The sequence below is a fragment of the Flavobacterium silvisoli genome, from assembly GCF_004329815.1.
In the GTDB taxonomy this organism is placed as follows: domain Bacteria; phylum Bacteroidota; class Bacteroidia; order Flavobacteriales; family Flavobacteriaceae; genus Flavobacterium; species Flavobacterium silvisoli.
On record NZ_SJPE01000004.1, the window covers coordinates 171,446 to 194,252 of the forward strand.

Sequence of the window (22,807 nt, forward strand, 5' to 3'; positions counted from 1 at the left end):
TTTAGTCATTTTCGTTGAAAATCTTTTCAATGCGTTTGTCCGGTATCAGCCACATTAGTGCCACAAAAATATAGATGAGTCCGGATACTATCGGATAATAATTGGCAAATACTACGGCTATGATGTAAAGGATGGGAGAGGACTTGCCTTTAAAATCGGTACCAATGGCTTTTTTTAAAATAGAATTGGCTCCTTGCTGTGTCAGTATCAATCGCTGTAAAACGAAATAGGCTACTCCGTTCATCAGCAGCACAATTCCGTACATCATCATCGGGAAAGGAGCAAAATGATTGTCACCAATCCAGGCAGTGGTAAACGGAATGAGGGATAGCCAAAACAGCAAATGCAAATTGGCCCAAAGGATTTTGCCGTTTACATGTTTAACGGTATGCAACATATGATGGTGGTTATTCCAATAAATACCAACATAAATAAAACTCAACAGATAACTCAGAAACTTAGGAAGCAGTGGTTTCAACGAATTAAAGTCCATGCCTTCGGGTACTTTTAATTCGAGTACCATAATGGTAATGATGATGGCCAGCACGCCGTCGCTAAAAGCTTCAAGTCTGTTTTTATTCATAACCTAGTTGTTTAGGGTTCCTAATGTTTTATGAATTTTTCGTTTGTGATGCGTTTGTTTCAAATGGTCATTACCCGAAATGATGCTGATGCTGCCGTCAATTTCGAACATGGCCAATTTTACATCTTTGTAAAATTCAACTCCGTGCTCGCGCATGGCTTCCTGAAGTTCTTCTGAAGTGATTCCTAATTTTGCAAGAGATTTAAAGTAAATTTTACCGTTGTGTACTAAAATCTCGGGCTTGTCCTGCACCAAATCTTTAATAAATTTGGAATTGAGCATTATTTTTTTGAAAATCATATTGATGATAAACAGTGCTATGGCAGCCGTAATGCCTCCTAAAAGAGAAGAATTAGTTCCTACCATGGCATTTTGCACCGAGTTACTGATGAGCAAAATCAGGATTACATCGGCGGTATTGAGTTGTGACAGTTCCTTTTTGCCAAAAATGCGCAAGGCTATCACCATGAAGACATATACCGCCACACTGCGGATGACAATGTCAAGATACGGATTCACTTTCTTTTATTTTAAAATTCTTTTCGATGGCTTTAATCATTTCTCCGGCTATGTCTTTGTTGGTAGCACCTTCGATGCCTTCGAGTCCGGGCGATGAATTCACCTCAAGTAATAAAGGACCTTTAGACGAACGAATAATGTCAACACCGGCCACTTTCAAGTCCATGGCTTTGGCTGCTTTAATGGCAATTTTCTTTTCTTCGGCGGTAGGCTTGATGATAGAAGCCGTTCCTCCCATGTGGATGTTGGCTCTGAATTCACCTGCAGCTGCTTCACGCTGAATGGCGGCTACCACTTTGCCGTCAACTACAAATAGGCGTAAATCTTTACCATTCGCTTCTTTGATGAATTCTTGTACCAAAATATTAGCATTCAAACTTTTGAACGCATTGATTACCGATTCAGCCGCTTTTTTGGTTTCGGCCAAAACAACACCTTTACCTTGGGTTCCTTCCAAGAGTTTTACAATCAGAGGAGATCCGCCCACCATTTTTATCAAGTCATCAGTATCCAAAGGAGAATTGGCGAAGCCGGTAGTTGGAATATCGACCCCGTGATGCAGTAATAACTGAAGCGAAAAAAGCTTATCTCTGGATTGGGTTATGGCTGCTGCCGAATTGAGACAGTATACCTTCATGGCTTCAAACTGGCGCGTTAAGGCACAGCCGTAAAAAGTGATACTCGGACGTATTCTGGGAATAATCGCATCAAAATTATCGAGGATTTTTCCTCCTCTGTAGTGAATTTCGGGTTTATCGGCATCCAGTTTCATGTAACATTCTTTGATGTTCAAAAAATGCATTTCATGCCCGCGCATTTCACCGGCTTCCATGATTCTTTTGTTGCTGTACAGTTCAGGATTACTGGCTAATACCCCAATGCGAAGTCCTCTCTTATTGGGAACCGAATTGATGTACAATTCTTTCAAACTTTCTGTTGATGTTTGTCCCAAAAGATATTTTTGTTCTGGGTCAACCAAAATTCTGCCGCTCATGGCTTCTCTTCCTAACAACATGCGGAATCCCATGGAATCCCTGTTGGTTAAAGTCATCTCAATTTCCCAGGCATCATTACCAATTTTTAAATTGGCACTGATAACATAGCGTTGTTCTCTGAAACCGCTCGAGCTTTTAACAATGCGTTTGTCAATGAGTTTGGCTTCGCAATGAATCACCGTTTTTAAATTGTTTTGAATGGGGTTGATGTCAAATTTAACCCAGTTTTCTCCATCTTTTATAAAAGGAGCAATGTTTATGGCATGAAGCGCCGATGTTTTGGCCCCCGAATCGACGCGGGCTTTAATAGCAGGAATACCGAGTTCCGGAAAGGAACACCATTCTTCGGAACCTAATATGATTTTGTTTTGTGGCATGGATATCAATTAAAAAGCCACGAATTATCGAATATAACTAACAATCATAATTCGCAATTCGTGGCTTGTAAAGGTTAAACAGTCTTATTTTGTAGGCTTTTCGGCTTTTTGAATAGTTACGGTCAACTCTTGAGCTGTTTCGTCTAAATCCATGAGGATTTCGTCGCCTGATGCAATTTTAGAAGTAATGATTTCTTCAGCTAAAGCATCTTCTACATATTTCTGAATGGCTCTTTTTAGCGGACGGGCTCCAAATTGTTTGTCGAAACCTTTGTCTGCAATAAACGCTTTTGCTTTATCGGTAAGGGTCAATTTGTAACCCAACTCAGCGATACGGGCATATAGTTTTTTCAATTCGATTTCGATGATTAAATCGATATCGTGTTTTTCTAATGCGTTGAATACAATTACGTCGTCAATTCGGTTTAAGAATTCAGGAGCAAAAGTTTTTTTCAAAGCATTTTCAATTACACCTTTTGAATGTTCATCTGCTTGTGCTACTTTGGCCGAAGTTCCAAAACCTACACCTTGACCGAAGTCTTTCAACTGACGAGCACCTACATTTGAGGTCATGATGATTATGGTGTTTTTGAAATCGATTTTTCTTCCCAAACTATCCGTCAGATAACCGTCATCTAATACCTGCAACATCATATTGAATACGTCAGGGTGGGCTTTCTCAATCTCATCTAACAGTACTACACAATAAGGTTTTCTGCGTACTTTTTCGGTCAATTGACCGCCTTCTTCATATCCTACATAACCCGGAGGTGCACCAATCAATCTTGATATGGCAAATTTCTCCATGTATTCGCTCATGTCAATGCGGATAAGGGCATCTTCTGAGTCAAATAGTTCTTTGGCTAAAACTTTGGCTAACTGTGTTTTACCAACGCCTGTTTGACCTAAAAATATAAATGAACCAATAGGTCGGTTAGGGTCTTTCAATCCGGCGCGATTGCGTTGAATTGAACGGGCTATTTTGAGTACGGCTTCATCTTGACCAATTACTTTTCCTTTAATCAGTTCTGGTAAATGAGCCAGTTTGTTGCTTTCGGTTTGAGCAATACGATTTACCGGAATTCCGGTCATCATCGAAACTACATCGGCAACATTGTCTTCGGTTACTCTGATTCGGTTACTTTTAGATTCTTCTTCCCATTGTTCTTGAGCTATGGCTAAATCTTTTTCCAGACGTTTTTCATCATCACGCAATTTAGCCGCTTCTTCATATTTCTGTTTTTTAACTACAGAATTTTTAAGTTCGCGGACTTCCTCCAGTTGGCGTTCCAAATCCAGGATTTGTTTCGGTACATCAATATTAGTAATGTGAACACGGGAACCGGCTTCATCCATAGCATCAATTGCTTTGTCCGGTAGGAAACGCTCCGACATGTAGCGGTTGGTTAATTTCACACACGCTTCAATCGCTTCCGGAGTGTAAATTACATTATGATGGTCTTCGTATTTGTTTTTGATGTTGTTCAAAATAGTAATGGTTTCTTCTACCGAAGTAGGTTCTACAATTACTTTTTGAAAACGTCTTTCCAAAGCGCCGTCTTTTTCTATGTACTGTCTGTACTCGTCCAAAGTTGTAGCGCCAATACATTGTATTTCGCCACGGGCTAAGGCAGGTTTAAACATATTAGAGGCATCCAAAGATCCTGTAGCACCACCGGCACCTACAATCGTGTGGATCTCGTCTATAAACAGTATGATATCATCGTTTTTCTCCAGTTCATTCATTACGGCTTTCATACGCTCCTCAAATTGTCCGCGGTATTTAGTACCGGCCACTAAAGAAGCCAAATCAAGGGTAACGACTCTTTTGTTGAAAAGAATACGCGATACTTTCTTTTGTATGATTCGAAGGGCTAAACCTTCGGCTATGGCTGATTTACCCACACCCGGTTCTCCAATAAGTAACGGATTGTTTTTCTTTCTGCGGCTCAAAATTTGAGAAACACGTTCAATTTCTTTCTCGCGTCCCACTACCGGGTCGAGTTTGCCTTCTTCAGCTAATTCGGTTAAATCGCGACCAAAGTTATCCAAAACCGGAGTTTTTGATTTCTTGTTCGTTTTACTGCCCGGATTGTTGAAGCTGCCTTCTTTTAAACTGTCATCTTGACCTGAATCGTCATTATAAGACTCGTTTCGTGGCAGATTGTCCATAAAATCTTCTTCGTTCGGTGTCATATTTAAATATTGTTCTTTGACCACATTATAGTCTATTTTTAGCCTATGCAGCAGTTTGGTTGTAGGATCGTTTTCATTTCTTAATATGCACAAAAGTAAATGGGCTGTACTGATTGAAGTGGCCTGAAATACCTTGGCTTCTAAGAAGGTTGTTTTTAAAGCGCGTTCCGCTTGACGGGTCAGGTGCAGATTTTTCTTTTCGTTGCTTATCTCTACATTCGGATTGGCAGGACTCAGGACCTCTACCTTTTTGCGCAAATGTTCCAAATCAATAGATAAGTTATTTAAAATAGCAATCGCTTTACCATTTCCATCTCTCAAGATACCAAGCATCAGATGCTCAGTTCCAATAAAGTCGTGGCCCAATCGTAGTGCCTCTTCTTTGCTGTAAGTGATTACATCTTTGACTCTTGGTGAAAAATTATCATCCATAATAGTATGTGATTTGTATTGTAAATTTAGTTATAATGGGACGTTAATGCAAAAATCATTCCCGCTAAATGTACTGTCAGCTAATTGACAAAAAAAAAGCCAATAATAAAAGTACCGATAAAGGTTATTTATTAACTAAAAAAAGCCCTTGTTTTGTTAATAAATCATTGAAATTTGTGCATGAAAATCCCTTGTATTTTTTTCAAATAGTCTATATTAGCACGTTTTGAATTTAAACTAATTTTTATTAATAATTTATAAAATATGTCTGACGGAGAAAGGTTAATTCCGATTAACATCGAAGATGAAATGAAATCAGCTTACATCGATTATTCGATGTCTGTAATTGTCTCAAGAGCACTGCCTGATGTGCGTGACGGTTTGAAACCCGTACACCGAAGAGTGTTATACGGAATGTATGATTTGGGTGTTTTTTCTAACAGGGCACACAAAAAATCCGCGAGAATTGTTGGAGAAGTTTTAGGAAAGTATCACCCGCACGGAGATTCTTCTGTATATGATGCCATGGTACGTATGGCACAAGAATGGAGTTTACGTTATTTATTGGTAGACGGACAAGGGAACTTTGGTTCAGTTGACGGTGACAGCCCCGCTGCGATGCGTTATACCGAAGCCAGGATGAAAAAGATGTCAGAAGACATAATGGCAGATATTGATAAAGAAACGGTTGATTTTCAGTTAAATTTCGACGATACCTTACAAGAGCCAACAGTAATGCCAACCCGTATTCCTAATTTATTGATTAACGGGGCTTCGGGTATTGCGGTAGGTATGGCTACCAACATGGCACCTCACAACTTAACTGAGGTGGTAGACGGTACCTTAGCATATATTGATAATAATGACATTGAAATAGATGAATTAATCAATCACATCAAAGCACCTGATTTTCCTACCGGAGGTATCATTTACGGTATGGATGGCGTTCGGGAAGCATTTAAAACCGGTAGAGGCAGAGTCGTTATTCGTGCCAAAGTAGCTTTTGAAGAATCTAATGGCAAGGAATGCATCGTAGTTACCGAAATCCCATACCAAGTCAATAAAGCTGAAATGATTAAGAAAACAGCGGATTTGATTAACGAAAAAAGAATTGAAGGGATTTCAAACATTCGTGATGAGTCGGACAGAAGCGGTATGCGTATCGTATACGAACTCAAACGCGATGCCGTGCCGAATGTGGTATTGAATACCTTATACAAATACACACAATTGCAGTCTTCTTTCAGTGTAAACAATATTGCTCTGGTAAACGGAAGACCGCAAATGTTGAATCTGAAAGATTTGATTCACTACTTCGTAGAACACCGACATGATGTTGTGGTAAGAAGAACTCAGTTTGAATTGCGCAAAGCAGAAGAAAGAGCTCATATTTTAGAAGGGTTAATCATCGCTTCGGATAATATTGATGAAGTAATTGCTTTGATTCGCGCATCAAAAGACGGTGATGAAGCGCGTGCCAAGTTAATTGAAAGATTCAATTTGTCTGATATTCAGGCTCGTGCTATTGTTGAAATGCGTTTACGTCAATTAACAGGATTGGAACAAGACAAGTTAAGAGCCGAATACGAAGAAATCATGAAATTAATTCAACGCTTGAAAGATTTATTGGCAAGCAAAGAATTAAGAATGGAGTTGATTAAAGAAGAATTGATTGAAATCAGAGATAAATATGGTGACGCCCGTCGCTCATCTATTGAATACTCAGGTGGTGATGTAAGTATTGAAGATTTGATAGCCGATGAAAATGTGGTGATTACTATTTCTCACGCGGGTTATATCAAACGAACTAATTTATCTGAATACAAAACTCAAAATAGAGGCGGAGTAGGGCAAAAAAGTGCCGGTACCCGTGATCAGGATTTCTTAGAGCATTTGTTTGTGGCCACCAACCACCAATATTTATTGTTCTTTACGCAAAAAGGAAAATGTTTCTGGATGCGTGTATACGAAATTCCGGAAGGAAGCAAAACCAGCAAAGGACGCGCTATTCAAAACTTAATCAACATAGAAAGTGATGATAAAGTGAAAGCATTCATCTGTACACAAGATTTAAAAGACGAAGAATACATCAACAGTCATTATGTTATCATGGCCACTAAGCAGGGTCAAGTTAAAAAAACTCCGTTAGAGCAATATTCTCGTCCGCGTCAAAACGGTATCAATGCCATTACCATCAGAGAAGACGACGAACTATTAGAAGCAAAACTAACCGATGGGGAAAGCCAAGTATTAGTTGCTGTGAAATCCGGTAAATTGGTGCGTTTTGAAGAAGAAAAAACGCGTCCGATGGGAAGAACCGCTTCGGGAGTTCGCGGTATTACTTTAGCAGACGATAAAGACGAAGTAATCGGAATGGTATCAGTTAAAAAAGAAGATATCAACGATACACAACTTTTAGTTGTTACCGAAAACGGGTACGGAAAAAGAACCAAGTTGGTGGATGAAGACGGTGAAGATGTTTATCGTATCACCAACCGTGGAGGAAAAGGAGTAAAAACCTTAAATATTACCGAAAAAACGGGAGCACTGATTTCTATTAATGCTGTAACGGATGAGGATGATTTGATGATTATTAACAAATCAGGATTAACCATCAGAATGGAAGTTTCTGATTTAAGGGTAATGGGAAGAGCCACACAAGGAGTTCGTTTGATTAACATCAAAGGAAATGATTCGATTGCGGCTGTGACCAAAGTAATGAAAGAAGAAGAATCAGAAGAAGAAATCGAGGAAGGTACTGAAAACCATTCGGCTGAAACTGCTGATGACGCTTCAGAAACACAAGAATAATTACTTAAAATAAATACCACATGAAAATTAAACACATTGTATTGGCTTCAGCAATACTGGTTTCTGCTTCAGGTTTTGCTCAAAAAGATGAGTTAAAAGCGCTGAAAAAGATTTATGCAAAAGATGAAATCAAAGGAAATGATTTAGCCGAATATAAAGCATTGGTAACCAAAGTTCAACCTTTGGCTACCGAAGAAGGAGATAAGATTTATGCAAGCTTTTACAGAGCGATGACTCCTGTACTCGAGTATTTAGCATTAGATCAAACGATGCCGCCGGCTCAAATTCAGGCAGCCCTACTGAAAATGGCTAATCCAAAAGCCATAACCGATTTGGCTGTGAGCTTGAATGCTACTTTAGACTATGAAAAAAAGACGGGTAAAAAGATTTACACCGATGATATCAATGAAACCATTGGTGCATTCAAACCACAAATGGTGAATTTGGCTGTAGGTCTGGGAAATGTAAAAAAATTCAAAGAAGCTGCCGAGGTGTTATATGCTATTTATCAATTGGATAAAAAAGATCAGGATAAATTGTTCTATGCAGCCAGTTATGCCGTAAATGCTCAGGATTATGACAAAGCTTTAGACTATTACAGTCAACTGAAAGCTTTGAATTATACCGGAGAAGGAACGGTTTATTGGGCAACCAATAAAGCTTCGAAGCAAGAAGAAACGTTTCCGACTAAAACTGATCGCGATTTGTTCATCAAAGCGGGTAGTCACGAAAAACCAAGAGATGAAAAGTTGGAATCAAAAAGAGGAGAGATTTATAAAAACATCGCCTTGATATTAGTTGAACAAGGTAAAACTAACGAAGCTAAATCTGCGGTTGAAGAAGCTCGTAAAGCCAATCCAAACGACGATTCATTATTATTGACCGAATTGGATTTATATCTGAAAATAAAAGATTACGATACTTATACCAAATTAGTGAATGAAGCATTGCAAAAAAATCCGAACAATGTTGATTTGCTTTATAACCTTGGGGTAATCAGTTCAGATGCCGGTAAATTGGATGAAGCTGAGAAATATTACAGAAGAGCTTTGGAAGTAAATCCGAATTATTTCAATGCTAATTTGAATTTAGCCGAGTTAAAATTAAGAGCCGATGAAAAATGGGTAAATGAGATGAATAAATTGGGGACTTCTGAAAAAGACAACAAACGATACGAAGTTCTGAAAGGAGAAAGAGATAAAAATTTTAAAGCGGTATTGCCTTACCTTGAAAAAGCTGTAGAGATTGAACCTACAAATGAGGCAGCTAAAAAGACCCTTTTAAGTGTTTACAATGCGCTTGAAATGACAGATAAATATAAAGCATTGAAAGCTAAAATGTAATTTAAGCTAGCTGTAATAAAAAAGCCGAAACTTAGTTTCGGCTTTTTTCATGCTAATTAAATGCTGTTCTATAAGTGAATCACTTCTCCGTAAGCATCAGCTACGGCTTCCATAACTGCTTCACTCATGGTTGGGTGTGGGTGAACCGCTTTTAAGATTTCATGTCCGGTGGTTTCCAGTTTACGGGCTACAACTGCTTCAGCAATCATATCCGTAACTCCGGCTCCAATCATGTGGCAGCCTAACCATTCGCCGTATTTGGCATCAAAAATTACTTTTACGAAACCATCCGGAGTTCCGGCAGCTTTGGCTTTTCCTGAAGCAGTGAACGGGAACTTACCAATTTTTAATTCATAGCCTTTTTCTTTGGCCGCTTTCTCGGTTAAACCAACCGAAGCAATTTCGGGAGATGCATAAGTACAACCCGGTATGTTACCGTAATCCAGAGGCTCAACATGTAAACCGGCAATTTTTTCAACACAAAGAATTCCTTCGGCTGAAGCTACGTGAGCTAATGCTTGTCCAGGAGTAACATCACCTATGGCGTAATAACCCGGAACATTGGTTTGGTAATAATCGTTTACCAAAATTTTATCTTTGTCGGTTTTAATGCCGGTTTCTTCCAAACCTATATTTTCAATGTTGGTTTTGATACCAACGGCTGATAGTAAAATATCGGCTTCTAAAACTTCTTCTCCTTTAGCTGTTTTTACAAAGGCTTTTACTCCGTTACCGGTGGTGTCAATTTTTTCTACAGAAGAATTGGTCATTACCGTGATTCCCGATTTTTTCAACGAACGTTCAAATTGTTTGGAGATATCTTCATCTTCTACCGGAACGACATTTGGCATAAACTCTACGATGGTAACTTCTGTTCCCATAGAATTGTAGAAATGAGCAAACTCAACACCAATAGCTCCCGAACCCACAACAATCATTTTCTTAGGCTGGGTTGGTAAAGTCATCGCTTGGCGATACCCAATCACTTTTACACCATCCTGAGGAAGATTTGGTAGTTCTCTTGAGCGTGCGCCGGTGGCAATAATGATATGGTCAGCTGAATATTCAGTTACTTTACCGTCTGCTGCGGTTACATCAACTTTTTTGCCCGGTTTTACTTTACCGAAACCATCAATAACATCGATTTTATTTTTTTTCATCAAGAATTGTACGCCTTTACTCATTCCGTCAGCAACGCCACGCGAACGTGCGATTACGGCACTAAAGTCTTTGTCGAATTCTTTTACGGTTAATCCGTAATCAGAAGCATGTTTTAGGTAATCAAAAACCTGAGCTGATTTCAGCAATGCTTTGGTTGGAATACATCCCCAATTTAAACAAATACCACCAAGGTTTTCTTTTTCGATTACGGCTACTTTAAAGCCTAATTGTGATGCGCGGATAGCTGTTACATAACCGCCCGGACCACTTCCTAAAACAATAATGTCGTATTTCATTTTATTAAAATTTCTTTAAAGATTTGAGTTGCGAATTTAAGGATTTATTTTTGAAATTTGGAGTCTTTTTTAGCGGGCTAATTGTTTTTAGAAAATATAGGTTAAACCAATTTGGTATCCGTTTGGATCTTTGTCAAATCCGACTTGAATTTTTTTTTGATAAGGTTTGGTAAAGATATAAGCCGTTCCTGTACCAATAGTTGCACCGGCTAACACATCCCAACCGTCATGTTTTTTTGCTTGTATTCGAGAGTATCCTACAAATGATGCTAAAACATAAGACGGAATTCCGTATTGCCAGCCATGTCGTCTTTGAATAAAAGCAGCTCCGGCAAAAGCGGAAGTTGTATGGCCCGATGGGAACGAATAATTATCGGAGCAATCGGGTCTTGGTTTAAGAACGATGCGTTTGAGGGATTGTTGAATTGCACAGCCCGTAAAATAGGTCAGAGTAAGCTGAAGAGCCGGTTTGGTACCGTCGTCATTATAAATGAGTGCAGAAGTTAAAGCTGTTGCAGGAATGGCAAACTGAAGAATATCTCCGGCACTGGTTATATCCCTGTTCTGGGCATCTAAATGGTTGGTTTGGCAAATAAACAAAAAGAGGAAGGTAATTTTTTTCATGCTGAATTTCTAAAATTTTATAGTCACTCCGGCTAAAGGCGTATTGTAAAATTGATTCAAGCTATAACTGATGTCATAACGCGGTTTTTTAGGAATCATACCTACTGCATCATCTTTCTTGACAGTAATTCTTCTCTCAGCAATGTTTTTACCAATCATGTAACCGATAAGAATTCCGATAGGATAATCGGAGGCCCAATGCACTTTATTACTGACCATACTAAAGGCTAATAATCCACCTAGCGAATAACCTACCGGTTTTATCCATTTGTATTCCGGATAATTGGTCGAAATAATAACTAAAGTAGCCATGAAGGTAGCCATGTGTCCTGAGGGCATAGCGTCGTAATATGGAGTATGTTTGCCAAAAGCACTAAAGCTTGGGAATGGCGTCCAATGTCCTCCGTCGTGATTAGTTTCCAGGGCGGCAACAGGACTTTGACGTCCTGTTATTCTCTTAAAAGCTTGTGTGGTAACACCAACACTTAATAGAGCTTCTACAAGTTCGCTTGAAGTATTAAGAGCTCTGTAATCTTGTCGATTGATCAATCCTTTTACATAAAAAAAACCGCTTAGAAAAAGAGTTGTATTTCCATTACCTATGTAATAAACAGCTGAGCTGACGCTAGTAGGAATGAATTCCAATCCCAAGACACGTTTGTATCGTGGTGATTCATCCCAGCCGCCCAAACGATCTCCTAAATCAATACCGTCTTCTAATATTTTTTGGTCATACGGTATCATAGCGACAGTAGTTCCTACCGCCAATGCATCCCATTTGAGGTTTTCTTTGCGGGTTAGTGAAACACCAAATTGATAAATGTCGGAAGGAATATATCGAATAAGGTCAATGGTACGGGGTTTAGAAAAAATGTATGTTGTGTTGATATCTATACGTACTGATTGCTGGTAAGTATTTTTAATTGTATCCGTTAGAAGTGAATTGACTTTGACAGAATCGACGGCTACTTGTGCGTAGGAAGAAAATGAAAATAAAAATAATGTACCGAGTACAACGAAATAGTAGATTTTGGCGCGCATTAAATTTTTTTAAGAGCGCTAAAAATATAATTTTTTTAAGATATTATTTAAAAATTTACATTTTTTTGATATTTTTTTAAAAAATAGTAATCATTCCGTTGTAGTCATAAATTGAGCGATATATAATTTTTTGTAGTAACCGTCTGATTTATCGATTAATTCCTGATGCGTTCCTTCTTCTACAATTTGCCCTTTGTCCATGACAATAATCTTATCAGCATTGATGATAGTAGCCAAACGATGGGCAATGATAATAGAGGTTCTGTTTTGGGTAATTCTATCGGTCGCTTTTTGGATTAATTCTTCCGAATAAGTGTCAATGGAAGAAGTGGCTTCATCCAAAATTAAAATACTCGGATTACTGACATAAGCCCTTAAAAAAGCTATGAGTTGTCTTTGACCCGATGACAGCATCACACCACGTTCTTTTACATCATAATCATATCCGCCCGGTAAGCTTTTGATGAATTTGTGCACACCAATCTTTTTAGCAGCTTCAATAACATCTTCTCTTGAAATTGACGGGTTATTGAGTGTGATATTGTTGTGAATGGTGTCGGCAAAAAGAAATACATCTTGCAAAACAATGGCAATTTGTTTGCGCAGACTTTCCATTTGAAAGTCGTTGATGTTGTGTTCATCTATGTAAATGCCCCCCGAATCAATTTCGTAAAAACGGTTTAACAAATTAATGATTGTCGATTTCCCGGCACCGGTGGCCCCGACTATAGCTACGGTTTCTCCCGGTTTTACATTGAAATTAATGCCTTTTAGTACTTCTTCCTTTTCAATATAACTGAAACGTACATTCTCAAAACGGATAGCTCCTTTAAAATGTCCGGCCACTTTGGTTCCTCCAAGTTGTACGTCTTTATCAGTATCTAAAATATCAAAAACACGATTGGCCGCAATCATTCCCATTTGCATTTCGTTGAATTTATCCGCAATTTGTCGCAACGGGTTGAACAACATCGTAATAAACATGGTGTAGGAGAATAAATCTCCGAAGGTGGTGAATTTATCCCCGTCTAAAATATGAAAACCACCATACAACACTACTGCAGCCAATGTTAATGAGGAAATGATTTCGGCTACCGGAAAGAAAATTGAGTTGTAAAAAATAGTCTTAATCCAGGCCTTATTGTGTTTTTCGTTAATTTGTTTGAATTTTTGATATTCGATTTCTTCACGATTGAAAAGTTGAACGATTTTCATTCCGGTTACACGTTCCTGTACGAATGTATTCATATTGGCAACCTGTGTACGCACTTCTTCAAATGCGACCTGCATTTTGCGCTGAAAAATTCGGGTTATGTATACCAATATTGGCATGGCTATAATGACAATCCAGGTCAGTCTCCAATTCATGAAAAACATAAAAAGCAACACGACAGCCATCTTCATTAAATCACTGAAAATCATGAATAGTCCCTGGCTGAAAATACGCGCTATCTGTTCGATATCCGAAACGGAGCGAGTCACCAATTGTCCAACCGGTGCAGTATCGTAGTACTTCATCCTGAAACTGAGCATGTGTTTGAAGAGTTTGGTTCGGATGTCTTTGATGATATCTTGTCCGAGCCAATTGGCCCAATACACAAAGTAAAATTGCGAGAGCGTTTCTAACAATAAAACAATCCCCATCATCATGACATAAAACAACAACCCGTGTTCGTCTTTGGGTTTGATGTAGGCATCCACGGTTTGTTTTAATAAATAGGGGCGAAGTGCTGCGAAAACAGACAAGGACACGGCAAATAAAATGACACCGTAATACCTTTTTCGATAGGGCTTGGTGTATTTTAAAATACGTTTAAACAAATGAGTGTCGAATGCTTTTGCCTGCATAGTTTAAGGTAGGTATTCGTATTGAATTTGGGTTAGATACAATCCGTGAGCAGGAACCGAAAAGCCGGCCTTACTGCGGTTTTTACTTTCTATAATTTTTTCAAAATCGTCCAGCGTTATTTTGCCCAAACCAATATTAATCATAGTTCCCACTATGGCCCGAACCATATTGCGCAGAAACCTGTCAGCCGAAATAGTAAACACTATTTTGGTGCCGTTTTGTTGCCAATGTGCTTCAAAAATAACACAGTTAAACGTTCGGACATCAGAATTAGTTTTTGAAAAACATTCAAAATCTGTGTGCTTGAATAACAGTTTACAGGCAGCATTCATTTGATCTAAGTCCAATTTGTTTTGGTACTGCCAACTGCCGGTTTCAAACGCATCTTTAAAGGTGTGTATATGGTATTCATATGTCCGCTTGATCGCATCAAAACGGGCATGGGCTTCATCAGCTACTTTTAAAATATCGTAAATGACAATGTCTTTTGGTAAAAAAGAATTGAGTTTACGGACTAATCCTGTGGGTTCTATTTCATCCTCAAAATCAAAGTGAGCATACATTTGCTTGGCGTGTACACCGGTATCGGTTCTTCCGGCACCAACAATGTCGATTTCAGTTTTCAATAAGATGCTCAGTGCTTTGTTGAGGGTTTCCTGTACCGAATCAGCATCGGGTTGGTATTGCCAGCCGTGGTAATGGGTTCCGTTATAAGCTAATTTGATAAAATATCTCAAGATGTGACAGACAATTTTTGAAGTAACAAAGTTACAAAGTTTTTAGGTTGTGAAAAGCCTAAAGTTTTCTCAAAAAATATACTTTCTTACTTTGTAACTTTGCCTCTCAGCTATTTTATAATTTATGAAAAAAATTTTGCTGCTTTCAGACACGCACAGTCATATTGATGACAGTATTTTGAAATATGTTCATCAGGCAGATGAAGTTTGGCATGCTGGAGATATAGGAGATTTGAAAGTGACCGATGCCATTAAAGCAATCAAACCGATGAGAGGTGTTTACGGCAATATTGACGACGACAAGGCAAGGTTAGAGTTTCCGTTAAATAACCGCTTTTTTTGTGAAGATGTGGATGTTTGGATTACCCACATCGGCGGCTATCCCGGAAAATACAATCAGGCAATAAGAACAGAAATACAACAAAATCCGCCAAAACTTTTCATTTGTGGGCATTCCCACATATTAAAAGTCCAATTTGACAAACAACTGAATCTCCTGCATATGAATCCCGGGGCTTGTGGCATTTATGGTTTTCATCAGGTGAGGACTATGCTCCGTTTTGAGATTGATGGTGATAAGATTCAGCAATTAGAGATAATTGAACTGGGTAAGAAACAGCAATCTGTTTGAGATAACTCCACATAAAATAAAAAACCCGAATCAACGATTCGGGTTTTTTGCAGCACTAAAAAACTAAGTTTATAGGTTTATCGCAATCGATCCACAGATTTTACAAGATCTTCATCCTTTTTGATGGCTTTGTTGGCCAAAACCAAGAATACGATAGAAAAAATAGGTAAGAACATCCCAATACCCTTCTCAGAAACGGTAGCCGCTTCTCCGGATAAGTTTAGTGTCCGATACACAAATAATCCTAATAAAATTAAATTCAATATGATATTCAATCTGCCCATGACAAATTGTTGTTGTCTTTTTGCGTGTGATAAAATACTCAGTAATGACAATGTTGCACTCAATCCGAATAAAGCTACGTAAGCAATATCCATCATAAAATAGAAGGGTTTCCCCTCAGCATCTTTCCACAACGGAAAAATAAAAGGAAATACTCCCGTCAACAGCAGACACACCAATAAAAAGTAAGTTTGTTTTCTAAACATGGTTTTGAAAAATGTGGGACAAAAATATAGTTTCTTTTTAAAAAATACTATTGCATGATTAAATATTATTTGTATTATTGCATGGTAAATCCGTAAGTACTTCATCCTTCGGACTATTCTTTACAAAAAATTCTACCCACAAATTGTACTATTTTCCAAATTCGAATTTAAATCAAAACACTATTCATGTTTGATATTTCTGCCCTAAAAGAAATGAAGCTTACTGAGCTTCAGGAAATTGCCAAGTTGGCTAAAACCATAAAAGTAGCCGGTGCCAAAAAGGATAAATTGATTGCAGATATTTTGGAACACCAAAATAAAACTCTCAAAGAACAGCAATCGCAAGCCCCTGAGCAACCCGCTGAAAATAAAACCAAACGAACGCGAATTACCCCAGCCCCCAAAATAACCCCTGAAACCCAACAAAGCGATTTGTTTACAGCCGATGCCTCTGCAGCAGCTACTGAAGAAAAGCCGGTTTTTCAGAATAAAAAAACAAAATTCAAAAAACCTCTTTTTGAGAAAAAGAACAAAAATGCGGCAACTCCCGTTTTAGACGAACCTCTTGACATAGAAACAGAGGCTGTTGAACCTCAAACTACTCCTGAAGAAACCGATACTCCTTCTGCAATTCAAGCTCCGGAAAGCATTAAAGAAGACAAACCAAAACAGCATAACCCTAATCAAAACGGCAACGGCAATCCTAATTTCAAAGGAAAGAAGCAAAACAATTTCCGCGATTCCGATTATGAATTTGACGGTATCATAGAAAGCGAAGGTGTTCTGGAAATGATGCCCGACGGATATGGATTTTTGCGCTCTTCGGATTATAACTATTTAGCTTCGCCCGATGATATTTATTTGTCCACCTCACAAATCCGTTTGTTTGGTTTAAAAACCGGTGATACGGTAAAAGGTGTGGTGCGTCCGCCAAAAGAAGGAGAAAAGTTTTTCCCTTTGGTAAAGGTATTAAAGATTAACGGACATGATCCTCAGGTAGTGCGTGACCGTGTATCATTTGAACACCTCACACCCTTATTCCCAGAAGAAAAATTCAACCTGGCCGGAAGACAATCGACTATTTCTACCCGTATTATAGATCTTTTTTCACCCATTGGAAAAGGACAGCGCGGTATGATTGTCGCGCAACCCAAAACCGGTAAAACAATGTTGTTGAAAGACATTGCCAACACCATAGCCGCCAATCACCCTGAAGTGTATTTAATCGTATTGTTGATTGATGAACGCCCGGAAGAGGTAACCGATATGCAGCGCAGTGTCAGGGGAGAGGTTATTGCCTCAACTTTTGATGAACCGGCAGACCGGCACGTAAAAGTAGCCAATATCGTTTTGGAAAAAGCCAAACGATTGGTAGAATGCGGGCACGATGTGGTGATTTTATTAGATTCCATTACGCGTTTGGCGAGAGCTTATAACACAGTTCAACCTGCATCCGGTAAAGTATTATCGGGTGGAGTAGATGCCAACGCCTTGCAAAAACCGAAGCGTTTCTTTGGCGCCGCGCGTAACATTGAAAACGGTGGTTCACTGAGTATCATTGCCACAGCCTTAACCGAAACCGGTTCAAAAATGGACGAAGTAATCTTTGAAGAGTTTAAAGGTACCGGTAATATGGAGTTGCAATTAGATCGAAAAATTGCCAACAAACGTATTTTCCCTGCTATTGATTTGACGTCTTCCAGTACACGTCGAGATGATTTATTACAAGATGAAAAAACAATTCAACGCATGTGGATTATGCGTAAGTATTTGGCCGACATGAATCCGGTGGAAGCGATGGATTTCATCAACGACCGTTTCAAAAAAACTAGAAACAATGAAGAGTTCCTCATTTCGATGAACGACTAAATATAAAATCCCAACCTGACAGTTGGGATTTTTTTATACAAATCTTCATTTACACTTCATCAATTTTAGTTTCATTTGCAATAAAAACAGTATGTCTTTGAGCCGTTTCGTTATTGTATGTTACCTTTTGTTTTCGGGAGTTCTTTGGGCTCAAAATGAAAATGCGACCGTAAAAGATTCTGTGAAAGAAAATAAGTTGGAGGAAGTCATAGTAACTTCTTCCCGCACCAATTCTCGTATAGAAAACACCCCCACACGCGTTGAAGTTTTGGGATTGGAGGAAATGAATGAAGAAAACAATATTAAACCCGGGAACATCATGAGTCTTTTGGGGGATATTGCCGGAATTCAAATGCAGCAAATGTCCGCCAGCACCGGAAATACTTTGGCCAGAATACAAGGACTTCACGGGCGATATACACAATTATTAAAAGACGGCATGCCTTTATATGGAGGGCTTTCGGGCAACTTTGGGATTATGCAGATTCCCCCTATGGATTTAAAACAAATTGAGATTATCAAAGGATCGGCGTCAACACTGTATGGTGGCGATGCTATCGGAGGAATAATCAATTTGATTAGCAAAAATCCCGACTTTAAGAGGGAACTCAGTTTTACAGCAAATCAAACATCGCTTTCTGAAACTAATTTGAACGGGTATTTTTCAAAACGAAATAAAAAATTTGGGTTTACATGTTTTATCGGGCAAACATTTCAGCATCATTTAGATATAGATGACGATGGATTGACTGATGTGGCAAAAGTGAACAATACAGTAATACATCCTAAATTCATTTTTTATCTTTCTCCTGCGTCTACTGTGACAGTAAATTATTCGGCGACTTTTGATGCCCGAAAAGGAGGGGATAATCGATATTTTGCGCATTATGACAGCAACTTATATCATATTGTTACTCAAATGCAACGGCACAGCCTTGATGCCAAATGGCAATACAATTTGTCTGAGAAAAGTAATCTAATGTTCAAAACCAGCAGCAGTTTTTTAGACCAAAAGTTGGATACTAAAGCCTATGTTTTCAGCGGAAAACAAACACTGTTGTATGCTGAAGCTTCCTATTTTCATAAATCAGAGAAAATGGATTGGGTAGCGGGAATTAATTGTAATGGTGACTTTTTTACAGATAATTCATCACAGATATTGCCTTTGGTTTCTGATTACCACAATACAACTTTGGGAACATTTGTACAAAACACTTATAAACCAACAAAAAAATGGGTTTTGGAAAGTGGATTTCGATATGATTTCAATTCCAAATACGGCAATTTTGCACTGCCAAGACTTTCACTATTGTACAAAATCAATGCTGATTTTTCGACACGGTTGAATGGCGGATTTGGTTACAAATCACCGGTAGCGCTTAATTATCTTGATTTAGAAACCGATTTGGCAAATACAAATAACAATAATTCATTAAAAGCGGAATGGTCACGCGGATGGAATGCCGATGTGAACTACAAAAAACGATTGGGTAATAATATGAGTATTACTTTTAATCAGTCTTTTTTTTATACCCTGATTAAAAATCCTATTTACGACAGTTCAGCAACAGCTGGACAAACCGCATTGCAAAATGCTTCTAATTCACTAGTTACAAGAGGATTTCAGTCTTATTGTCGACTCGAACACGATGATTTTGAGTTGTACTTGGGCTATGTGTTTACCGATGTGCAAAAAGAATACGATACCCTTCACAAAAGTTTGACAGTTACTCCGAAGCATAATTTTTCTTCGACGCTGTTTTATGAGCCTTCAGAAACCTGGCGTTTTGGTCTAGAGAGCAGTCTCATTGCCAGCCAACTGGATCAAAATTACCAACCGGTAAAAAATTATGTATTGGCAGCGGCTATGCTGCAGTATAAATGGAGTCATTTTACAATGGTGCTTAACATTGAAAATCTGTTCGATTTCAAGCAAAGTAATTATGGTAAAATTTATTCAGGTACCATTGACAATCCGAAATTCGACAAGCTTTGGGCGCCAATTGACGGTCGTGTATTTAATTTTTCGATAAAGTATTCACTCCAACAATAGTGTCATCTTGTCAGCCTGATTTAGTCTGAAACTGACAATTTATTACTGATTGCCGCTTGGCATAATAGTTGTCATTCTCGAAACCGTACAACACAAAGTACTATTCACTCGTAGAGGAATAATCAAACAAAAGACTAAAAAAGGAGATAAAGTTATGAGTAAAATTATTGGTATCGATTTAGGTACAACCAATTCATGTGTAGCAGTTATGGAAGGCGGAGAGCCGGTAGTAATCGCAAACGCTGAAGGAAAAAGAACAACCCCTTCTGTAATTGCATTTGTAGAAGGCGGCGAAATTAAAGTAGGTGACCCTGCAAAACGTCAGGCGGTTACCAACCCTACCAAAACCATTGCGTCTATTAAACGTTTTATGGGAAATAAGTATACAGAAAGTGCTAAAGAAGCCTCTACTGTAGCTTACAAAGTGGTAAAAGGAGATAACGACACCCCACGTGTTGATATCGACGGAAGATTATATACACCACAAGAGTTGTCAGCCATGACACTTCAAAAAATGAAAAAAACTGCAGAAGACTATTTAGGTCATGCCGTTACCGAAGCCGTAATCACTGTTCCGGCTTACTTTAACGATGCGCAACGTCAGGCTACTAAAGAAGCCGGTGAAATTGCAGGTCTTAAAGTAATGCGTATCATTAATGAGCCTACAGCAGCAGCTTTGGCTTACGGATTAGACAAATCAGGTAAAGACCAAAAAATTGCCGTTTACGATTTAGGTGGAGGTACTTTTGATATCTCAGTATTGGAATTAGGAGACGGTGTTTTTGAAGTATTGTCAACCAACGGAGATACTCACTTAGGAGGAGATGACTTTGACCAGGTAATCATCGACTGGATGGCTAACGAATTCAACAGCGAAGAAGGTGTTGATTTGCGCAAAGACCCAATGGCATTGCAACGTTTGAAAGAAGCTGCTGAGAAAGCAAAAATCGAGTTGTCTTCCTCAACACAAACCGAAATTAACTTGCCATATGTTACCGCTACCGCTTCAGGTCCGAAACACTTGGTAAAAACGTTAACTCGTGCCAAATTCGAGCAATTGGCTGAAAGCTTGGTAAAACGTTCTATGGAACCTGTTGCCAAAGCCTTGAAAGATGCCGGTTTATCTACTTCAGATATCGATGAAGTAATCTTGGTAGGAGGATCAACCCGTATTCCGGTAATCCAAGAGCAAGTAGAAAAATTCTTTGGTAAAAAACCATCAAAAGGGGTGAACCCGGACGAAGTAGTAGCTATTGGTGCGGCTATCCAAGGTGGTGTTTTAACCGGAGATGTGAAAGATGTATTGCTGCTTGACGTTACCCCGCTATCATTAGGAATCGAAACCATGGGTAACGTAATGACAAAATTAATCGAAGCCAACACTACCATTCCTACCAAAAAATCACAAGTATTCTCAACAGCAGCCGATAACCAGCCAAGTGTTGAAATCCATGTATTGCAGGGGGAAAGAACCATGGCCGCTGATAACAAAACCATCGGTCGTTTCCACTTAGACGGAATTCCGCCGGCCCCTAGAGGTGTGCCTCAAATTGAAGTGACTTTTGATATTGATGCCAACGGTATCATCAAAGTATCTGCCACTGATAAAGGTACCGGAAAATCACACGACATTCGTATCGAAGCCTCTTCAGGGTTAACTCCGGAAGAAATTGAAAGAATGAAGAAAGATGCCGAAATGAATGCTGAAAACGATAGATTGGCTAAAGAAAAAGCAGATAAATTAAACGAAGCTGATGCTATGATTTTCCAAACAGAAAGTCAACTGAAAGAATACGGCGATAAATTATCTGCAACTAATAAAGAGGCTATTGAAAGTGCTTTGACTGAATTGAAAGCGGCTTATGATACCAAAGAAGTAGCCACTATTCAACCGGCTTTAGACAAAATCAACGAAGCTTGGAAAAACGCTTCCGAAGAAATGTACAAAGCTCAAAGCGAAGGACAAACACATGAAGCGCAACCACAAGCTGATGCTGCTGGTGGCGACCAGACTCAAGACGTAGATTTTGAAGAAGTAAAATAATATAAAAGGTTATTTGAATGACAAGAAACCGGATAAGCAATTATCCGGTTTTTTTATTTAACATTTAATGAACCGATTATTTTGTATATTCGATTTCTATAAATGAATTATTCTTCTGCTATGAAAAAAATGGTCTTGTTTACCTTTGTCGTTTTACTGAGTGTCAACGCCTTTGCCCAAAAAAAGAAAACAGGTAAAAGTGCTGCTGTAACATCGGCTTTTGCCAAAACAGATAATTTAGTCGCCGAGGTTAAATCGGGAAATTTTCAGTTGACCATAACTGATAAAGGGAAGCCCAACGACGCCATTGTGATTAAAACGGTCGATTCTAAGTTTGTCCCGGGCGATTGTAAACTCAGTGCTTTTACAGCCAATGGGACTAAGTTGTATTTGTTGACGTGGACAGAAATAAACCAAATAAAAACCGACCTAAAGACAGAAGATATTACGACTGTTTATTCAAATATTTATGAAATTACTGGTAAAAAACAAGTGTTTTCCAATACTCAAATGACCAATCATATCACTGAGAAAGTATTTTTAGACAAATTGAAAAATGCTTCTGAAACACAGGAGAAAATCAGAAGGGAAGGTTTTGAGTTCAAATTGAATCCGGACGGCTCCATTATTCAAAAAGGAAAAACTCAGGAAAATAAATTTACTTACGATCCTGTCAAAGCCGAATATGTAACAGCAAAAAAGAAATAAAAAAAATCCCGATACTTCATCGGGATTTTTTCTTTTCAGGTAGGGTTTGA

The 22,807-nt window shown here is 38.6% G+C and carries 17 protein-coding genes; 7 read left to right on the forward strand and 10 right to left on the reverse strand.

The window, feature by feature from the left end; all coding sequences use genetic code 11:
- Position 1: 1 nt before the first annotated feature.
- From EZL74_RS05455 to EZL74_RS05470, 4 genes are all read right to left on the reverse strand, one after another.
- A complete protein-coding gene (locus EZL74_RS05455) occupies positions 2–583 on the reverse strand; it encodes a TMEM175 family protein (protein WP_131475586.1) in 582 nt (193 codons plus the stop codon).
- Between the two features lie 3 nt (positions 584–586).
- Positions 587–1,102: a DUF421 domain-containing protein gene (locus tag EZL74_RS05460; RefSeq protein ID WP_131475587.1), complete on the reverse strand. Its 516-nt coding sequence runs from the start codon at positions 1,100–1,102 to the stop codon at positions 587–589.
- Positions 1,086–2,474 carry a 30S ribosomal protein S6--L-glutamate ligase gene (gene rimK, locus EZL74_RS05465; protein WP_131475588.1) on the reverse strand — a complete coding sequence of 463 codons (1,389 nt, stop codon included), beginning with the start codon at positions 2,472–2,474 and terminating at the stop codon, positions 1,086–1,088. Before rimK ends, EZL74_RS05460 begins: the two co-directional genes overlap by 17 nt.
- Positions 2,475–2,558: 84 nt before the next feature.
- The gene (locus tag EZL74_RS05470) at positions 2,559–5,102 is read right to left on the reverse strand and encodes an ATP-dependent Clp protease ATP-binding subunit (protein WP_131475589.1); all 2,544 of its coding nucleotides are present in this window, start codon (positions 5,100–5,102) and stop codon (positions 2,559–2,561) included.
- Positions 5,103–5,366: 264 nt separating this feature from the next.
- On the opposite strand from EZL74_RS05470, the gene gyrA reads away from it, so the two are divergent.
- Both gyrA and EZL74_RS05480 read left to right on the forward strand, forming a co-directional pair.
- A complete protein-coding gene (gyrA, locus tag EZL74_RS05475; RefSeq protein WP_131475590.1) occupies positions 5,367–7,913 on the forward strand; it encodes a DNA gyrase subunit A in 2,547 nt (848 codons plus the stop codon).
- A gap of 20 nt (positions 7,914–7,933) precedes the next feature.
- The gene (locus EZL74_RS05480) at positions 7,934–9,256 is read left to right on the forward strand and encodes a tetratricopeptide repeat protein (protein WP_131475591.1); all 1,323 of its coding nucleotides are present in this window, start codon (positions 7,934–7,936) and stop codon (positions 9,254–9,256) included.
- A 68-nt stretch (positions 9,257–9,324) separates the two neighbouring features.
- Here the strand turns inward: EZL74_RS05480 and lpdA are convergent, their stop codons facing one another.
- From lpdA to truA, 5 genes are all read right to left on the reverse strand, one after another.
- On the reverse strand, positions 9,325–10,713 hold the full coding sequence (gene lpdA / locus EZL74_RS05485) for a dihydrolipoyl dehydrogenase (protein WP_131475592.1): 1,389 nt from the start codon (positions 10,711–10,713) through the stop codon (positions 9,325–9,327).
- A gap of 87 nt (positions 10,714–10,800) precedes the next feature.
- A complete protein-coding gene (locus EZL74_RS05490) occupies positions 10,801–11,337 on the reverse strand; it encodes a phosphatase PAP2 family protein (RefSeq protein ID WP_131475593.1) in 537 nt (178 codons plus the stop codon).
- 9 nt (positions 11,338–11,346) lie between these two features.
- Positions 11,347–12,378 (reverse strand): phosphatase PAP2 family protein, encoded by a 1,032-nt coding sequence (locus tag EZL74_RS05495; protein WP_131475594.1) that lies wholly within the window; start codon positions 12,376–12,378, stop codon positions 11,347–11,349.
- Between the two features lie 90 nt (positions 12,379–12,468).
- Positions 12,469–14,226: an ABC transporter ATP-binding protein gene (locus EZL74_RS05500; RefSeq protein WP_131475595.1), complete on the reverse strand. Its 1,758-nt coding sequence runs from the start codon at positions 14,224–14,226 to the stop codon at positions 12,469–12,471.
- 3 nt (positions 14,227–14,229) lie between these two features.
- Positions 14,230–14,964 (reverse strand): tRNA pseudouridine(38-40) synthase TruA, encoded by a 735-nt coding sequence (truA, locus tag EZL74_RS05505; RefSeq protein ID WP_131475596.1) that lies wholly within the window; start codon positions 14,962–14,964, stop codon positions 14,230–14,232.
- 124 nt (positions 14,965–15,088) lie between these two features.
- Here truA and EZL74_RS05510 point away from each other — a divergent pair, with 124 nt between their 5' ends.
- Positions 15,089–15,595 carry a metallophosphoesterase family protein gene (locus EZL74_RS05510; protein ID WP_131475597.1) on the forward strand — a complete coding sequence of 169 codons (507 nt, stop codon included), beginning with the start codon at positions 15,089–15,091 and terminating at the stop codon, positions 15,593–15,595.
- Between the two features lie 77 nt (positions 15,596–15,672).
- Here the strand turns inward: EZL74_RS05510 and EZL74_RS05515 are convergent, their stop codons facing one another.
- Positions 15,673–16,083: a DUF4293 domain-containing protein gene (locus tag EZL74_RS05515; protein ID WP_240034562.1), complete on the reverse strand. Its 411-nt coding sequence runs from the start codon at positions 16,081–16,083 to the stop codon at positions 15,673–15,675.
- Positions 16,084–16,269: 186 nt separating this feature from the next.
- Here EZL74_RS05515 and rho point away from each other — a divergent pair, with 186 nt between their 5' ends.
- The 4 genes from rho to EZL74_RS05535 all read left to right on the forward strand — a co-directional run bounded on the left by rho (position 16,270) and on the right by EZL74_RS05535 (position 22,757).
- On the forward strand, positions 16,270–17,952 hold the full coding sequence (gene rho, locus EZL74_RS05520; RefSeq protein WP_131475599.1) for a transcription termination factor Rho: 1,683 nt from the start codon (positions 16,270–16,272) through the stop codon (positions 17,950–17,952).
- A gap of 97 nt (positions 17,953–18,049) precedes the next feature.
- Positions 18,050–20,005 carry a TonB-dependent receptor plug domain-containing protein gene (locus EZL74_RS05525; protein ID WP_161971700.1) on the forward strand — a complete coding sequence of 652 codons (1,956 nt, stop codon included), beginning with the start codon at positions 18,050–18,052 and terminating at the stop codon, positions 20,003–20,005.
- Between the two features lie 154 nt (positions 20,006–20,159).
- Positions 20,160–22,049, forward strand: a complete 1,890-nt coding sequence (dnaK, locus tag EZL74_RS05530) for a molecular chaperone DnaK (protein WP_131475601.1) — start codon at positions 20,160–20,162, stop codon at positions 22,047–22,049.
- Positions 22,050–22,169: 120 nt separating this feature from the next.
- Entirely contained in the window at positions 22,170–22,757 is a 588-nt protein-coding gene (locus tag EZL74_RS05535) for a hypothetical protein (protein ID WP_131475602.1), read from the forward strand.
- Positions 22,758–22,807 lie beyond the last annotated feature (50 nt).

Coding starts and splice junctions, on each gene's coding strand:
- EZL74_RS05455 (WP_131475586.1), bottom strand. CDS start 583: ATGAATAAAAACAGACTTGAAGCTTTTAGCGACGGCGTGCTGGCCATC.
- rimK (WP_131475588.1), bottom strand. CDS start 2,474: ATGCCACAAAACAAAATCATATTAGGTTCCGAAGAATGGTGTTCCTTT.
- EZL74_RS05470 (WP_131475589.1), bottom strand. CDS start 5,102: ATGGATGATAATTTTTCACCAAGAGTCAAAGATGTAATCACTTACAGC.
- gyrA (WP_131475590.1), top strand. CDS start 5,367: ATGTCTGACGGAGAAAGGTTAATTCCGATTAACATCGAAGATGAAATG.
- EZL74_RS05480 (WP_131475591.1), top strand. CDS start 7,934: ATGAAAATTAAACACATTGTATTGGCTTCAGCAATACTGGTTTCTGCT.
- lpdA (WP_131475592.1), bottom strand. CDS start 10,713: ATGAAATACGACATTATTGTTTTAGGAAGTGGTCCGGGCGGTTATGTA.
- EZL74_RS05490 (WP_131475593.1), bottom strand. CDS start 11,337: ATGAAAAAAATTACCTTCCTCTTTTTGTTTATTTGCCAAACCAACCAT.
- EZL74_RS05495 (WP_131475594.1), bottom strand. CDS start 12,378: ATGCGCGCCAAAATCTACTATTTCGTTGTACTCGGTACATTATTTTTA.
- EZL74_RS05500 (WP_131475595.1), bottom strand. CDS start 14,226: ATGCAGGCAAAAGCATTCGACACTCATTTGTTTAAACGTATTTTAAAA.
- EZL74_RS05510 (WP_131475597.1), top strand. CDS start 15,089: ATGAAAAAAATTTTGCTGCTTTCAGACACGCACAGTCATATTGATGAC.
- EZL74_RS05515 (WP_240034562.1), bottom strand. CDS start 16,083: ATGTTTAGAAAACAAACTTACTTTTTATTGGTGTGTCTGCTGTTGACG.
- rho (WP_131475599.1), top strand. CDS start 16,270: ATGTTTGATATTTCTGCCCTAAAAGAAATGAAGCTTACTGAGCTTCAG.
- dnaK (WP_131475601.1), top strand. CDS start 20,160: ATGAGTAAAATTATTGGTATCGATTTAGGTACAACCAATTCATGTGTA.
- EZL74_RS05535 (WP_131475602.1), top strand. CDS start 22,170: ATGAAAAAAATGGTCTTGTTTACCTTTGTCGTTTTACTGAGTGTCAAC.